Below are 16,486 nucleotides of genomic sequence, written 5' to 3'. Positions count from 1 at the left end.
TCGCATTAATATGATAAAATAGACCCAATGACAATACACTGTTATCACTCGATCAAATACACGGTAGAAAGGACCCTCTATGCAACAAAGAACATTTAGATTTCTCCTCGCAGTAAGCATTATATTAGTTGCCATGGGTTTTATTGTTCAACCCTTTGATTCTATCACAACAGGTTTTCTTAACATACTAACATCACGGGATATATTAGTTACAGATTACTTCGCAGTGGGTGGTGTTGGTGCTACATTAGTGAACGTTGGTCTTGTATCAATTATCTCTGTATTCTTAATTCGCTTTTCAAAAGGAAGCTTTTCTGGTCCCGCACTTGCTTCTGTTTTTCTAATGATTGGGTTTGCATTCTTTGGTAAAAACGTACTCAATATCGTCCCTATCTTATGTGGTACTTTCTTATACTCCTTTGTATTTAAAGAACCTTACAAAGATATTGTACATATTGCCCTGCTTGCAACGTGTTTTGCTCCAGTATTTGATGAAGTATACTATTTAGTAGATAAGTCAGTAGCACTTAATTTTACAGTCGCCTTTCTGGTGAGTATGTCTTTTGGTTTCATTACAAAGCCCGTATCACGTATGGTCTATAAAGCGCATGATGGATTTAATCTTTATAATGTCGGATTTGCTGCTGGGATCATTGGGATTATCTATGTTTCACTTATGAAAACCTCAGGGTATACGCCAACCACACACAATATCCTTTATAACGATGCATCAGACCAAGTCGCAATCTTTCTATCAATTCTCTTTACATCCTTCTTTATTGTCTCATTCATCTTAGACAAAAATGTTTTAAGCTCATATAAATTATTGTTGAAGGAGACGGGTCATAAAGATAATGACTTTGTTGAAAAGTTTGGATTTGCTGCAGTATTACTTAATATGTCATTGAATGGATTCATTGCACTCTTTTATATCTTGTTTATAGCAGGAGGAACACTTAATGGTCCAGTCATTGGATCATTAATGACAGTCGTTGGGTTTTCAGGGCTAGGGAAACATCCTAAAAATACGATTCCCCTTTATATTGGTGTAATCCTTGGATCAATTTCTAAGACCTATTCAATTAATGACACATCAATCTTGTTGATTGCTTTATTTGGAACTGCACTTGCACCAATTGCCGGGACGTTTGGATTTATAGCAGGAATTATTGTTGCATACCTAAATTCTTCAGTGGTTTTGAACACAGCAGCCATGCACGGAAACATTAACCTTTATAATTCAGGATTCTCTTGTGGAATCGTTGCGGCGGTAACCGTTCCTGTATTTAGAATGGTCTCCCATAAAAATGAAGAGATTAGAAATCAAAGAAGACTCAATGCGCAAGAGGATTCGATCTTATAGTGAGTTTAGTCACAGTATGTATTTGACAGTAAAATTATAAAAACATGGAGGAATTTATGAATATTATTGCCTATGCTGTGCGTCCAGATGAAATTGACGCAATTAATAAATACGCTACACTTCTTAATTTACATGTAGAAGTTGTCAGCGAACCTTTATCAGCCACTACAGTTGATAATGCGAAAGGATTTGATGGCGTTATTTTCTTAGGTTTATGCGATGTGAATCGAAGTGTTCTTTCATCATTGAATCAGATGGGAATTAAATACATTGCGTCACGCAGTGCTGGATACAATAACGTTGATATGAAGGCTGCTGATGAGTTTGGAATCAAAGTGTCAAACGCAACATACTCACCGCATTGTGTTGCTGATTTTGCAGTAATGATGATTTTGATGTCGATCCGTAAACTTAAACCGATGATGAAGCGAAATGATGCGCATGATTACGCTTTAGAAGGCCTTCAAGGAAAGGAAATGAAGAACCTTACAATTGGCGTATTAGGAACCGGACGTATTGGTGCTCAAACAGCACACAACTTAAGCGGATTTGGATGTAAGATTCTTGGTTATGATATTTTCCCAAACAATGATCTATATTCTATCTTAACGTATGTTGATCTCGAGACATTCATGAGAGAATGTGATGTCATCACGATCCATGCACCACTCCTTCACTCAACAAAACATATCATCAATAGAGATTCACTTTCACTTACAAAGCCAGGTGTAGTGATTGTAAACTGTGCACGGGCTGAGTTAATTGACACCGATGCCCTCATCGAATTCATTGAATCCGGTCATATTGGGGCTGCTGCATTAGATGTGTTTCCAGATGAAGTGGGTATCATCCATAAGGATAATCGAATGAACCTTGTAAACAATCATAGACTCTCCATACTCAATTCACATCATAACGTACTCATCACGCCACACGCTGCATTTTATACTGACCAAGCTGTGTCGGATATGGTTGAGGTTTCTTTACGATCAATCAAATCCTTTTTAGAAACAGGGACAAGTCATTGGGAAGTTAGACCGTAATGCCTTAAATCTTATCCGATAGGTTTAAAAAACAACATTGAGCATGTTGTTTTTTATCTATATACTAGAAGCTAGAGAACACATAATTTAAAAATGGAAGCAAAATGATGAGTGATAGAAAGAGTATCACTAATATGAACAACACTTTTGAGTACTTGTTATCGAAGGGTTCTTTTGCTTTTGAGATAATGACAGGCTTTGAATTCAATAATTTTGCTTCATCATCATAAATGCTGAACGAGTACACATTCCCTTGTTTTGTCTTCAATGAAAACTCTTTGGTATTTGGTATTTTTTCTTCAAATTTAATTGATGTAATATCATCATAATCATAAACATGGGCCTCTTTAGTATCAAAGAATACGATCGGCGTTACGATAATAATTGAACGCTTTGTAAGCATCAGCACTTGATTTTTTGTGGTGTCATGGAATAAATTGTGATATTGTTTTGATGCCTCGCTTTTTGGTGCGTACCATACGTAAAACCCATTCGCCATTTGAGAGAAATTAAGAGTGAGGGGAATGACTTCTTCAATATCATCTAAAGGAACAAGATGTTGATCAATCTCTGTAAATAAATCCGTCAAACATTGTGCTTCAGGAGACGTAGATTCAAATCGTTGATGCGTTTCCCCTAAGGAACTATTTATTTGATGTATGATGGTTCTAAAGTGTGACTTAACATTCACTTTGTGATCAATATACCCAAGGATTTTATTGATTGTTTTGAGCTCTTTTTTAATTCGAATATGATCAATTACCGCTATGATAAGAAACACACTTGTAATACAAAGTATCGTAATGATTATAATTTCCTTTGTCAGTAGTACCGATGTAAAAGATATAAATATGAGCACTCCTAGGACACTTAAAAGTCCATTGAGTATTACTCGAAAGATACTTTGTTCCAATCTTTGATTTACTTGATCAGTTAAAGACAAAAGTGTATAGCCAATAACACCACCCAGCATAATTGGAAACAAGAGGATTAGTGTTTGATTTCCAAGCTGGTTAAGCATTGATTCATTCAGCAATGCAGGGTATCCCCTAGAATAAACAGCATTCCACATGATGGTATTCATTCCCAGAGAAAACAACATGCTTTTATAGATGTTTGATTTAATATGATTCATGGTTCACTACCTCCATAATCTGTTGTGTCACTTTATTTACATAACGTCTTGATACATATACTGTTGTCCCATTTTTAAGCAACAATTGTATTGTACCTGGAAAACTAGAATTCAGTGACTTCATGTGATATATATTAACAATCTCAGAATGTGATATACGAACAAAATAGGCAGGAAGTTTTTGCTCTAATTCGTATAATCGGTATTCAACTTTGTATTCAATTCCATCAGATTGAAAGTACACTGATTTTTGTTTTGTATAAAGGTGTTCTATATTGATGAGACTGACATAAGTTATCTCTTTATGAATATTTTCACCTGCTAGTTTTCTTGAAAAAAGGGTTTCTACTGTATGATAGACAAAGTCTAAGTCTGAAGATGCATCATTCGAACTGACTGTCACCTTAATCCCACTGTGGTTTTGATTGATTTCCCGGATAACTTTGATTTCTTTCTTCATTGCTTCTCCTCTCTTCACCCATTCTAATTCTATTATTTCGTCGTTTCAATGCGTTTTTACTATATGGTCGTAGCTTTTGGATAAGTGGTTATATTTAGACATCGTGATGCTCCTTTAAGCACTTTATCACAAAAAAATAGGCATTCAGACGCTATCATTGTCTAAATGCCTTTTGTTTATAGTTCTGCTTTCATTTCTATCATTATATCACGAAGTTGCGCAGCTCTTTCAAAATCAAGGAGCGCAGCTGCTTCTCGCATTTCTTTTTCAAGACGTGCAATAACTTCTTCAACCTCTTTGCGTGATTTGACTTTATTCGTTCTGATTTTCTTGGTAAGATCTTGGGTTTCTTTACCTGAGATAACATCACGAATCTCTTTTTTAACAGTCGTTGGTGTAATACCATGTTCAACATTGTAAGCATGTTGAATCTCACGACGTCGTTTTGTTTCATCTAAGGTATACTGCATTGAATCCGTGATCCGGTCTGCATACATAATAACATGACCATGTTCGTTACGCGCTGCACGCCCTACAATCTGAACGAGCGAACGTTTTGAGCGCAAGAACCCTTCCTTATCTGCATCAAGAATTGCGATAAGACTGACTTCTGGTAAGTCCAAACCTTCTCTTAGAAGGTTAATCCCCACGACTACATCGTACTTCCCTAACCGTAAATCTCTAAGAATCTCAATACGTTCCAATGTTTTGGTTTCATGGTGAAGATATGCCACTTTAATATCCATTTCCATTAAGAAGTGGGTTAAATCTTGTGCCATCTTTACAGTAAGTGTTGTGACGAGCACCCGTTCATTGCGTGCTTGTCGTTCACGGATTTGGTCAATGAGATCATCAACCTGACCAACACTTGGTTTCACTTCGATTGTTGGATCCAAAAGTCCGGTAGGACGAATGATTTGTTCCACAACTTTATGATCAACCTTTTCAAGTTCATAGTCTCCTGGTGTTGCGGAGACATAGACTGTTTGATTTTGAACACTTTCGAACTCAGTAAATGTCATTGGTCGGTTATTGAGTGCACTTGGCAATCTAAACCCATATTCTACAAGCGTTCGTTTTCGACTTTGATCCCCATTGTACATACCTCGAACTTGTGGTAAGGATACATGCGATTCATCGACAATAAATAGATAATCATCTGGGAAATAGTCAAAGAGGTTAAACGGTCTTTGTTCTGGGGTTCTTCCATCAATATGCATTGAGTAATTTTCAATTCCCGAACACATACCGTATGAACGCAAGGCTTCTAAATCATATTCTGTGCGTTGTTTAAGACGCTGTGCTTCAAGAAGTTTTTCATGTTCATTAAAATATGTTAGCCGTTCTTTAAGCTCAGCCTCAATATTATTCGCGGCTTTTCGAATATGTTCTAAATCACGAGCATATTCGTTTGCTGGGAATAAGTGGTAGATTTTATAACTTTCTTTAACATGTCCTGTTATTCGATCAAGTTCAACAATCCGTTCTAATTCTTCATCAAAGAATTCAAGTCGGATTACAAACGCGTCAGAATGACCCGGCACAATCTCAATAGAATCACCGCGCACCCTAAACGTTCCTCGTGCTTGTTCGATATCATTGCGTGTGTATTGGCGCGTTACAAGGTCTCTAAGGACGTCCTCGCGTTTACTTTGTTGTCCTACACGTAGTGTATAGAGCATTGCTTTATAATAAGCAGGGTCACTGGATCCATAAATACATGCAACGGATGCAATGACGATTGTGTCACGACGCTCTAAGATGCTATTTTGCGCAGCTAAACGAAGCATATCCAGTTCCTGGTTAATCATTGAAGACTTTTCAATGTAGGTATCGGTTCCTGGCAAATATGCTTCCGGTTGATAATAATCAAAGTTCGAAACAAAGTATTCGACACGATTATTTGGAAAGAACTCTTTAAATTCTGAATAGAGCTGACCTGCGAGTGTCTTGTTGTGTGCAAATACTAAAGTAGGACGGTTTAATGTCGCAATCACATGTGACATTGTGAACGTCTTTCCAGTTCCTGTAGCACCTAAGAGCACTTGTTCTTTCTTCCCTGATTCAATCCCCTCAACAAGTTGTTGGATTGCTTTTACTTGGTCACCCTTTGGTTCAAACTTAGAAACAAGCTCGAACTTATGATCCATTATTAATAACCTCGATTGCTTTTTGAAGTTGTACATCATTTGCGTTTCTATTTTGTGCCCACTCAGCTAACACTGAGGCATATACATTCTGAATTACATCTTGCGTAATTACGGATGTTGTTGGCAAGTTTCGATCACTTAAGAATGCTTGAAGCGCATCACGGGTGTTTCCATCGTAATATCCATCGATACGCCCACTGTGATATCCTAAGAACTGAAGCCCCGCTTGTACATAAGATACTGCATCACCCACAGAGTCATAATCGAAAGTCTGACCTTCTTCAAGTAATACATAGTCTTTATAGAATATTTCAGAAAGTTTCACTTCATAATCTGGAACAATTCCTACTTCATGAATACTCACGCCACTTGGTGAAAACCACTTAGCCATTGTATATTTTAAGAATGAATTATCCACACTGTCTTGAATTTGGGTTTGAACTGTCCCCTTACCATATGAGGTTACCCCCACTGTTTTAACGCCAAGGTTTTCTGTCATTGCAAGGGTCAAAACTTCTGCAGCAGATGCTGTGTTTTGATTAATTAAGACAACAATCTCATCAAATGGATAATTTTCTTTCTGACTTGATTTAACGTTGTATGTTACTTGAGAACCATCTGTGAATTTTTCTTGATAGATTGCATCACCAGTATCAAAGAGTAATTGAGATATATCATTGATTGCAGCAAGATACCCACCACCATTATCGCGCATATCAATAATCAGTTTTTTAGCACCTTGACTCTTGAAATAGTCTAAATATACTTCAGTACTTTGTTTAAGGGTATTCCCAAACGAAGAGATTTCTAAGTATGCAAGATCACCACTCAGCATTTCTCCCCATGTTAAAGCATTGATTTGTCCTCGTTTTACAGTAAATTCTTTAGGAGTCCCTTGACGGTCAATACCAATAACAACGGTTGTCCCTTCTTCACCAAGGATGTATTCTCTTAAGTCGCCGCCTTCTTCATTGATTTCGGAAATTAATTTCCCATCGACAGAAACTAAAACATCACCCGCTAGAATTCCTGCATTCTCAGCTGGTGAGTCTTTGTAGACACGTGTAATTAAGTTAAGATTATTCGCCGATGTATACATTACACCAATTCCGACAAATGACATATCAATTGAGCTTGTAAAGTCATCAGACTCTTCTGCTGTCATATAGCTTGTATGGGGATCCCCATTTAGTTGCAACATACCGTTAATTGCATTTGTGATCAATTGCTCGGATGCGTTGTCCATATCATTTGCGAAAAACCATCCACTAAGGAGTGGGTTGTAGATGCGTTCAAATCGTGCAATTTGTGCATTTTGAACCACTGTCAGTGAATTTCCATTTACAGCTCTTGAGAACGTCCAACCTAATCCAAAGGATGCGAATATCGCAAGGACGGTCACTACAATTACCCATCGGTTTTTATGTTTCTTTTGGATTTCATCAGGCCACTGATGTCTTTCCAATTTAATTTTTACTTTATCATTATTTTCACTCATACGGTCACCTCTTAAATTCGTCCTATCTAATTATACACTATTTTATGCATCCCTTTAAATATTATGATAGGATATCTTTAGGAGTGTAAATTATGAAGAATATTGCAGTATATTTAGGATCAAGAACACCCAGTAATCCAATCTATGCTCAAACCGCGAAAGAACTTGGAAAAAAAATCGCGCAAGAGCATTATGGCTTGGTTTATGGGGGTGCAAATGTTGGAACGATGAAAGTATTAGCAGACGCAAGTCTTGAACATCAAGGAACTGTAATTGGTGTCATGCCTACAGTACTCTTTGATAAAGAAATCCTTCATCCTGGCTTAAGTGAAGTCGTCAAAGTAGCGGATATGCATCAACGCAAGAAAAAGATGATGGATCTATCCGATGGATTTATCGCTTTACCCGGTGGATGTGGAACTATGGAAGAAATCTTTGAGGTCATTACATGGCGACAAATTGGAGTCCATAATAAACCCTTTGTGTTTTTGAACATCGATAAATTTTATGACGGACTCAAACTTTATATCGACCATGCTCATGAACTTGGATTCATTAGTGATAAAGACCATGCCCAGATTCATTTTGTAAGTACTGTGGAAGAAGCCATTAACGCAGTAACAACCTCATAAGTGAGGTTGTTTTTAATCTAAATCAAGGCCATTTCTTTTGTAGTAGTAAATAAATAAGCCACTTATAAGCAGAATCATTGCGAATAAAATCGCAATTTGCGATGTTTCCAGTGCATAGGCTTCACCTAAATTAAATGCATTTAACATATCATTGACCATCCCTGTATAGATATATTTAGATATATTTTGTAATTTGACATTAAATAAACTAAAGGTTGGAATCATTGAGAGAATGAGTGTAACTGGCATCATTATGTTATTGGCATTCACTTGTGATTTCGCAAATACGCCAATTAATAATCCAACAAGACAGCTAATGATTGCGGATGTCACACTTAACACGGTATATAATACAAAATCAATTTGAGCAACATTCACACCACTAACAGTAATCAGCAAATAATTAACGGCTACAGTTATCACAAGGGGTGGTACTAAACTACCAATAAAGAAATCACGTGCAGTAACTGATGATGTCATTAATGTGCGCAGGGTATTCTTTTCTTTTTCTTCTGCCAATGGTAATGCTGTCATCATAATTGCTCCCATGCCTAAATTCATCGAAGCACCTAAACTCAGTGCAACGCCTAATAGAAGGGTGAGCTGTTTGGGATTGTCCGTTAAAGAACTGTATAGGATCCGCATCATTACAGTCATACCGATTGCCATCATTGGTCCTGTTAATGCTGATGTATTGGTCATTAACATCTTCGTCTTTAGTTTCATCATTACCCATATTTTTCTCATAACAATTCCCTCCCTGTTACTTTAATAAACACATCTTCAAGTGTAGGTTCACATGAATGCAATGTTTCTATTTGTCCATTCTGTAAGTTTTCATAAATAAACTCAGCGGATGCGTTTGAGTCATCCAATTTCATCACTTCTCTATTGTTTAGTGTTACCCTATATTGTTTATCTTGATTATGTCGAAGGCAAATCTCTTGGGGTGAGCCTTGTTCAACAATTCGGCCTTCATTGAGTAATGCGATTGTATCGCAAAGGCGTGTCGCTTCTTCCATATTGTGTGTTGTCAAAAATATAGACATTCCTTCGTGCTTTAGTTCTAAAAACATGTCTTGAATCTGTTTGGCAGTCGTAGGATCCAAGCCGCTTGTTGGCTCATCAAGAAAAAGAAGTTTCGGTTTATGTAAAATTGCTCGTGCTAGGACAAGTCGCTGTCTTTGCCCTTTCGACAATTTCCCCGCTTTCTTTTTCTTGTGGTCAAATAGACCCACTTTCTTTAACAGTATGACAATGCGTGCTTGGTCCACATTTAATATATCTGCAAATATTTTTAGGTTGTCATACACACTAAGTTTCTCATAAAGTCCACTTGTATCTGTGACGATTCCTATTTGTTCATAAATCCCTTCGTTTATTCTTCGAGTATCTTTCCCCAAAACCGTTGCACTCCCGTTTGTTTGTGCCAATTGACCGGTCACAATTTTTATGGTTGTTGTTTTTCCAGAACCGCTAGGTCCTAAAAATCCAAAGATTTCCCCTTGATGAATATCAAAACTAATGTCTTCAAGTGCTGTAAATGAACCAAACTTCTTTTGAATGTTTTCAAGTTGTAAAACCATACTAAACCCTCCTTCTTCCTTTACGAGCATGTTGATGTTTATAATCATCTTGTGCTCCTTTCTAAGGTCTAGTAAAACTTTACCACAGGCTGTCTATACCTTTATTATTGTTAATGACGAACGTAAAATGCAATGGAACTCGGGTTCAAATGCAAGATTTTTTATAGTTTACTTTAATTAAATGATATAATAAATGGGTAGTGTTTTTAATTAATAGGGGGATATATGAAGCCATTTGGACCAACATTTCGCGTACTTAGAGAAAACAAAGGATATAAATTAAAAGAAATATCGCAGGGAATTATTACCATTCCAACGTTGTCTAATTTTGAAACCGGACAATCCGATATCAAGCTCATGAATTTTATCCCATTACTAAATCGCATTAATTGCACCTTTGATGAGTTCATCTATGCTTATGCTTCTGATGCTATCGTTGACATTAATAAGCTCATGATTGAGTTTGTTGAAGCGAATAATAAAAATTATGATAAATACAAACTGTTGAAGTTGAGCGACAATTTTATAATGAAATATGATCGGTATCACCATGAAGCTTATCTTCATATGTCCATTGTTTGTGAAATATACAGTGTCAATGCACAACGTGTAGATGAAAAGAAACGAGCGATTCTTCATGACTATTTGTCATCAGTTGAGATTTGGGGTAGATACGAATTTTTTTTATTTCATTGCATCTCACAAATATTCTCAAAAGAAGAACTTAAACAAGTCCGGCCTTTTTTCTTAAGAAGCGTTGAACAATTTGCTTATTTCCCAGAGATTAATGTTCATGAGATAATCCTAAATCAAGCTTTAGTTTGTATTTTACAACAAGATATTGATGAATGCGAAACCCTGATGAAAGCATTTTATGAGAAACCCATCAGTGATTTCACGCAAGTTGGATATCTACTTTTTGGGCAGTTTATTGATGGCTTGATACTGATTACAAAAGGGGACGATACAGGCATTGATAAATGCAACCAACTCATTTCACAATTAGCCCAGTTTGATCAATTTCTTCAAGTTAGAAATCAATTGAGTTACTGGATCGAGCGCGCGACGGATTTCGCAAATCACATCTAAAGGGTAAATCGATTGGTACCCCTTGATAACAAAAGGTCGTAGGTTATCTACGGCCTTTTGCATCGCGCTCTTTTCTTAATTTATATTTGTAATTCTTTAATCATTTAAAGTTTTTCGAATCAATGCAACTATTTTTTTACCATCCATTTTACCATATGCTTCCATATCCATCACTTTAACAGGGATATCAGGAAACTTATCTTTAACACCATTTAGGTTAAATCGCACTTGTGGTCCAAGTAATACAATATCAGATCCAGGCACAACACTTTTGGCGTCAGATATTGTATGTGCGGTTACCTCAATTTCATAATCTTCTTCTTTAGCTGCAACAGAAATATTCTTTACAAGCATACTTGTAGACATTCCTGCTGCACATAATAGTACTACTTTACGCATATTTCTAAACCCTCCCATATATAAGTAGATCTTTAAAACGTGTCGACTATTTTTAGTCATGTATTTTCGATTTATCAATGAAATACCCGATGCGCGATAGTTAAGATAATCCATTCGATTGTTAGTTAGGCATTTAAGATTGCGGAAACGGGCAACACATGAATGCCCTTACATTTTCATTCTAGCACATTGGAATCAATCCATTTCAAAATACTGACTCATTTATATATTGAAAGAACCTATACCAAGCTTTGAAGAACAAAACACATAAAAAACAGGGTTTTTTTGTGAATAATTCGCATAAATTGCGTCTTATTTCTACAAACCCTGTTTGTATTAAATATATTGATTAAACCTACTCTTTAGTCGTCTTTGAGTACTTTCTTAATCATTGCTACAACGCTTTTACCATTCATGGTACCATAGTCTCTCATATCAATGACACTGACTGGTTTATCTGGAAAACTATCTTGAATTTTTTTCAAATTAAACCGTACTTGTGGTCCAAGCAAGACTATATCTGAACTTGGAACGACATTTTTTGCTTCTGAGATTGAGTATGCACTTACATCAACATCATAATCGATTTCTTTAGCAGCTTCTACAATCTTCTTTACAAGCATGCTTGTAGACATGCCTGCTGCACACAATAATATTACTTTTCTCATTTTATAGATCCCCCGGGTTGTATGTTACCCCTTCTTCTATGAGTTTTTCGATCGTTGTTTCAAATTGTGGTAAATAGTCTTTATTTGCCACAAGCATTTCATTTAATAACGTACGTGCTGTTTCCCCTGATGTCACAATCGGGTTGATTGTGAATGCCTGAAGTGCGGCATCGTAATCACCATTCACACCTGCTTTAATTACAGTTTCTTCCATTGATTTCATCATTTGTAAGATACCACGTGCGCATGGTTTGAATGATCCCCAGTTAAATGGTTCTGGACCATGGCCTGTAATTACTGATGACACCTCAACAATACAATCATACGGTAAGTCTGTGATTGTTCCATTGTTTTGTGTACTTACTACCATTACCGTGCGCTTATCGTTGTAGATTGATGCAATCAGCTCACACGCTGCTTCTGAATAGTGTGTTCCACCGCGTTTTGTAAGTTGTTCTGGTTTATAGTCAAGTGCTGGATCTTTATACAACTCGAAGAGTTCTTTTTCAGTTTGTTTCACCACTTCTGCGCGGGTTGTATGATTTTTATAGTCTTCTAGCTCATCTCGTAACATTTCTTCAGTTATGTAGTAATAACGGTGGTACCCACATGGTAGGACACCTAATTCCTTAACTTGTTCATAATTGAATGGGAGTTTACGAATGTTTTTCATTTCGCTTACTTTACCCGCCCATTCACTCTTTGGATTGTACAAGCGATCGATAAGTTCTTCTGTCACATCATCACCACATTCATTCCATACTTTATGCCAGTGGAAGTGGTTGAGCCCTGCATACTTATGGAATAGCTTATCAGAGTCTTCTGGATACCCTAGGACAATGTGATTTGACTTAAATGATCCAATTGGAACATTACACAGTCCCACAGTTTTCTTCCAACCACCGACTTTAATTGCGGTTTCAGTAATCATACCTGCTGGGTTTGTGAAGTTTACAAGCCAAGCGTTTGGACACAGTTCTTTCATATCCTCAATAATACTTAATATTACAGGGATGGTACGGAATGCTTTCATCATTCCTCCTGCACCATTGGTTTCTTGACCAATCATTCCATATTTTAAGGGTAAACGTTCGTCACGAATTCGTGCATCCAATAAGCCAACTCTAAATTGAGTTGTTACAAAGTCTGCATCCTTTAGCGCTGCTCTTCGGTCTAGTGTTAAGTGAATATCCCAATCGAGCCCTGCCTTTTTCACCATCCGTTTTGCCATTTCACCGACAATTTCTAATTTTTCTTTTCCTTCTTCGATATCCACAAGCCATAACTCACGAATCGGAAGTTCGTCTTTACGTAGGATAAATCCTTCGATTAACTCAGGTGTATAACTACTTCCCCCACCGATTGTTACGATTTTAAGTGTCTTACTCATCTTTAAATATTTCCTCCATTTGTTTTTATTACTTCTTTATACCAGTAAAATGAATCTTTCCGATAGCGATTATAGGTTCCATTACCATAATCATCACAATCGACGTAAACAAACCCATAACGTTTTGACATTTGATTTGTTGACGCAGATACTAGGTCAATGCATCCCCATGATGTATATCCCATTAAATCAACACCATCTTCCACAACAGCGTCTTTCATTGCTTTAAAGTGTTCTTTAAAATATTCTATACGGTAATCATCATGCACCTTGTTATCCTCTGTTAATACATCATTGTAACCCAGGCCATTTTCAACAATAAACAGTGGCTTACGATAGCGATCGTATAAATCAACTAACGATATTCTTAATCCTACAGGATCAATTTGCCAACCCCATTCACTTTGAGTAAGGTGTGGATTTTTAATGCCAACAATGGTATTCCCTGGTGTTTTTTCTAGATTGGTATCATCATGTGATGAAACGGATGATTGATAGTAACTGAAGGAAACAAAATCTACTGGATATTGTTTCATAATTGCATCATCGTCTTTTTCTTTCGCAATAACGATTCCTTTATTCTTAAACAACGCAAGTAAATAAGCTGGATATTCTCCAAACACTTGTGTATCACTATATGCAAGTGTATTTCTTTGTTCTTGTTGCGCTTTGAGTACGTCCAAAGGATTGCAAGAATATGGATAGAATGTGAGTTTTGTAAGCATACATCCAACTTGAGAGTCTGGAATGTTTTCATGTGTAATCTTTGTTGCGATTGCACTCGCTACAAATTGATGATGCATCGCTTGATAAATTACATTCTCAAACTCATTGGCTTCAAACATGTCTTCAAGAAGCCCACCGGTTGTAAATGGGTGTCGTACCATACTGTCTACTTCATTGAATGTTAGCCAATACTTAACCTTATTTTTATACCGTTTTGTTATGACATCGACATACTTTGTAAAGAAATCGATGACGCGTCGATCATACCACCCTTTGTATTTGAGTGTTAAGTTAAGTGGTGGCTCATAATGAGACATCGTAACTAAAGGTTCAATGCCGTATTTGAGACATTCGTCAAAAACATTGTCATAAAATTTGAGGCCCGCTTCACTTGGTGTGTCATCGTCTCCATTTGGAAAGATGCGTGACCACGCAATAGAAAGTCGATATACTTTAAATCCCATCTCTGCAAACAGTGCAATATCTTCTTTGTAGTGAGAATAATGCTCTGATCCATGACGTTTTGGATAATATACAGTATCTTGTGACTTCATCGCTTCTTTTACACCTTCCAGTGTATAGGCATTGTGAGTTACAAAGTCTCTTACATCAACATCTGGCTTAAGGGTTAAAACATCCCCGACGGATAACCCTTTTCCGCCAACATTCCATGCTCCTTCAAATTGGCTGGCTGCGGTTGCGCCACCCCATAGAAAATTCTCTTTAAAACCTTTTTTCATTCTACTATTACCCCTTTACTAACTCTAATATTAATACGATTGAATATACACATGTCACAAATACTTGCGCAGTTTTCTCTGTACGAGTAAAAGGAGCGTCATTTCGCGTAAGTCGATATAGTGCATAGGGTGGGCATAAGAATACACACACATATGTAATAAATCGACTTATTGTTCGCTTTCTTTTGATTTCTCTTTCTTTATTTAGATGATAGACATTTGACTTAGCCTTCAATTGCTGCCTCATCCTCTGGTTTTTGCTTATTTGATATAAGCACAAATGGTGTATATACAAGTACTGATGATGCGATTGCTAAAAATTGCGTAATTACGGTTCCAATATGTCCACCAGATCCAATGAACGCACCAATTAAGGCAGGTGTTGTCCATGGAATATTGTAGGACATAGGGATTGCAAATCCTATTGTTGTTAATGTATAACCAATAGTTGCACTCACAATCGGTGCAAGCATAAATGGAATTGCAAGGATTGGATTCAAGACAATTGGAAGTCCAAATGTCATGGTTTCATTAATATTGAAGATACCAGGCACAATTGATAATTTTGCGATTGCTCTGTAATCTTCGCGTTTTGAGAATAATAAAATCGATATAATAAGTCCTGCAGTAATCCCTGCTCCTGTTATTGTAGTAAACGATGAAATAAATACTGAGTTAAGAATATTTGTTGGTGCTTCGTTTGCAAGAACTTTATCTAAATTCTCTGCAAGTGCGAGAAGCATTGTCGCCTCATACACTGGTTTTAACACTTGTGTTCCATGAATCCCCATAACCCAGAGTAATGTTGACATAAAGAATAAGAACAGATATCCAGGAAGACCCGTTAAAATACCTTTAAGTGGTGCTTGAATAAAGACAGCAATTGCATTAAAGAATGTATATCCTGTTAATACTTCAAAGAGTTGACCAAATCCTGCAATCGCTAAGATTGTTAGGATTGACGGAATTAATACATTAAACGCCTTAGTAACATTACTAGGTACAGATTCAGGCATAGAAATTTCAAACTTCTTACCATTAACAAGTCGGCAGTATAACTCTGTCGACGCAATGGACGTAATCATAGCCATAAATAACCCTTGTGCATTTGTAAATTCACGAGGTAGTACATTTGCAACCTTAATTATTTCATCTGTTGATGATGTTACGGTTGTACTTGTTAAGCACAATGAAATATAGCAAGCCAATGCTACTGCCGGAACAATTGTTTCGTTTCGGTCATATTGTTGAGCAAGCTCAATTGAAATTAGTACGACTAAACTGATTGCAAAGAATTGCATCGTTGCATAGTTTGCCGCATTGAACATTGGTTCTAGGCTGGATAACCAACTAAATCCGTTCACCTTAGCCAAGCTCATACCCGTTGTTGTTGTAGATAATACAACATTTAAGATTAGCATAAAGAACGCCCCACCAATAATTATTGGTAACAATGCGGTAAATGAATTCTTTATCGCTACCATGTAACGATTCGTTTGAAGCGCTGAAGCAACTCTCAGCAATCCATTCATTAATTTATCTTTCACAAATAATTCCCCCCTTGTTGTGATTAATTATAGTGAAACAAAATAAAAGAGTTTTCACAA

The 16,486-nt window shown here is 36.7% G+C and carries 15 protein-coding genes; 4 read left to right on the top strand and 11 right to left on the bottom strand.

From position 1 onward, the window contains the following. The first annotated feature begins 79 nt into the window (after positions 1-79). Positions 80-1,363, top strand: a complete 1,284-nt coding sequence (locus AOC36_RS00515) for a DUF1576 domain-containing protein (protein ID WP_067629869.1) — start codon at positions 80-82, stop codon at positions 1,361-1,363. A gap of 56 nt (positions 1,364-1,419) precedes the next feature. Further along, entirely contained in the window at positions 1,420-2,406 is a 987-nt protein-coding gene (locus tag AOC36_RS00510) for a D-isomer specific 2-hydroxyacid dehydrogenase family protein (protein ID WP_067629866.1), read from the top strand. Positions 2,407-2,470: 64 nt separating this feature from the next. Here the strand turns inward: AOC36_RS00510 and AOC36_RS00505 are convergent, their stop codons facing one another. The 4 genes from AOC36_RS00505 to AOC36_RS00490 all read right to left on the bottom strand — a co-directional run bounded on the left by AOC36_RS00505 (position 2,471) and on the right by AOC36_RS00490 (position 7,649). Continuing rightward, positions 2,471-3,541: a PH domain-containing protein gene (locus tag AOC36_RS00505; RefSeq protein ID WP_067629865.1), complete on the bottom strand. Its 1,071-nt coding sequence runs from the start codon at positions 3,539-3,541 to the stop codon at positions 2,471-2,473. Continuing rightward, positions 3,528-4,001, bottom strand: a complete 474-nt coding sequence (locus AOC36_RS00500) for a LytTR family DNA-binding domain-containing protein (RefSeq protein ID WP_067629858.1) — start codon at positions 3,999-4,001, stop codon at positions 3,528-3,530. Before AOC36_RS00500 ends, AOC36_RS00505 begins: the two co-directional genes overlap by 14 nt. A 176-nt stretch (positions 4,002-4,177) precedes the next feature. Next, complete coding sequence (uvrB, locus tag AOC36_RS00495; RefSeq protein ID WP_067629855.1) at positions 4,178-6,151, bottom strand: excinuclease ABC subunit UvrB; 1,974 nt, start codon at positions 6,149-6,151, stop codon at positions 4,178-4,180. Continuing rightward, the gene (locus AOC36_RS00490; protein ID WP_067629852.1) at positions 6,141-7,649 is read right to left on the bottom strand and encodes a S41 family peptidase; all 1,509 of its coding nucleotides are present in this window, start codon (positions 7,647-7,649) and stop codon (positions 6,141-6,143) included. The genes uvrB and AOC36_RS00490 overlap by 11 nt, the downstream gene beginning before the upstream one ends. A gap of 92 nt (positions 7,650-7,741) precedes the next feature. Here AOC36_RS00490 and AOC36_RS00485 point away from each other — a divergent pair, with 92 nt between their 5' ends. Continuing rightward, positions 7,742-8,281 (top strand): LOG family protein, encoded by a 540-nt coding sequence (locus AOC36_RS00485; protein ID WP_067629849.1) that lies wholly within the window; start codon positions 7,742-7,744, stop codon positions 8,279-8,281. Between the two features lie 12 nt (positions 8,282-8,293). Here the strand turns inward: AOC36_RS00485 and AOC36_RS00480 are convergent, their stop codons facing one another. Together AOC36_RS00480 and AOC36_RS00475 are read right to left on the bottom strand one after the other, a co-directional pair. Next, on the bottom strand, positions 8,294-9,028 hold the full coding sequence (locus AOC36_RS00480) for an ABC transporter permease (RefSeq protein WP_067629847.1): 735 nt from the start codon (positions 9,026-9,028) through the stop codon (positions 8,294-8,296). Then, positions 9,025-9,915 carry an ABC transporter ATP-binding protein gene (locus tag AOC36_RS00475; protein WP_198401186.1) on the bottom strand — a complete coding sequence of 297 codons (891 nt, stop codon included), beginning with the start codon at positions 9,913-9,915 and terminating at the stop codon, positions 9,025-9,027. The genes AOC36_RS00480 and AOC36_RS00475 overlap by 4 nt, the downstream gene beginning before the upstream one ends. 177 nt (positions 9,916-10,092) lie before the next feature. On the opposite strand from AOC36_RS00475, the gene AOC36_RS00470 reads away from it, so the two are divergent. Continuing rightward, positions 10,093-10,956 carry an Rgg family transcriptional regulator gene (locus tag AOC36_RS00470; protein ID WP_067629845.1) on the top strand — a complete coding sequence of 288 codons (864 nt, stop codon included), beginning with the start codon at positions 10,093-10,095 and terminating at the stop codon, positions 10,954-10,956. A 96-nt stretch (positions 10,957-11,052) separates the two neighbouring features. On the opposite strand, the gene AOC36_RS00465 is transcribed toward AOC36_RS00470, so the two are convergent. From AOC36_RS00465 to AOC36_RS00445, 5 genes are all read right to left on the bottom strand, one after another. Then, positions 11,053-11,355: a PTS sugar transporter subunit IIB gene (locus tag AOC36_RS00465; RefSeq protein WP_067629842.1), complete on the bottom strand. Its 303-nt coding sequence runs from the start codon at positions 11,353-11,355 to the stop codon at positions 11,053-11,055. 362 nt (positions 11,356-11,717) lie between these two features. Continuing rightward, positions 11,718-12,023 carry a PTS sugar transporter subunit IIB gene (locus AOC36_RS00460; protein WP_067629840.1) on the bottom strand — a complete coding sequence of 102 codons (306 nt, stop codon included), beginning with the start codon at positions 12,021-12,023 and terminating at the stop codon, positions 11,718-11,720. Position 12,024: 1 nt separating this feature from the next. Next, entirely contained in the window at positions 12,025-13,413 is a 1,389-nt protein-coding gene (locus AOC36_RS00455) for a 6-phospho-beta-glucosidase (RefSeq protein ID WP_067629839.1), read from the bottom strand. Between the two features lie 2 nt (positions 13,414-13,415). After that, a complete protein-coding gene (locus AOC36_RS00450) occupies positions 13,416-14,879 on the bottom strand; it encodes a glycoside hydrolase family 1 protein (RefSeq protein ID WP_067629836.1) in 1,464 nt (487 codons plus the stop codon). A 224-nt stretch (positions 14,880-15,103) separates the two neighbouring features. After that, the gene (locus AOC36_RS00445; protein WP_232505374.1) at positions 15,104-16,426 is read right to left on the bottom strand and encodes a PTS sugar transporter subunit IIC; all 1,323 of its coding nucleotides are present in this window, start codon (positions 16,424-16,426) and stop codon (positions 15,104-15,106) included. Positions 16,427-16,486 lie beyond the last annotated feature (60 nt).

Source organism: Erysipelothrix larvae (assembly GCF_001545095.1).
In the GTDB taxonomy this organism is placed as follows: Bacteria; Bacillota_I; Bacilli_A; order Erysipelotrichales; family Erysipelotrichaceae; genus Erysipelothrix; species Erysipelothrix larvae.
Note: the sequence above shows the minus strand (reverse complement) of the source record. Positions and strands in the feature narration are given on the sequence as shown.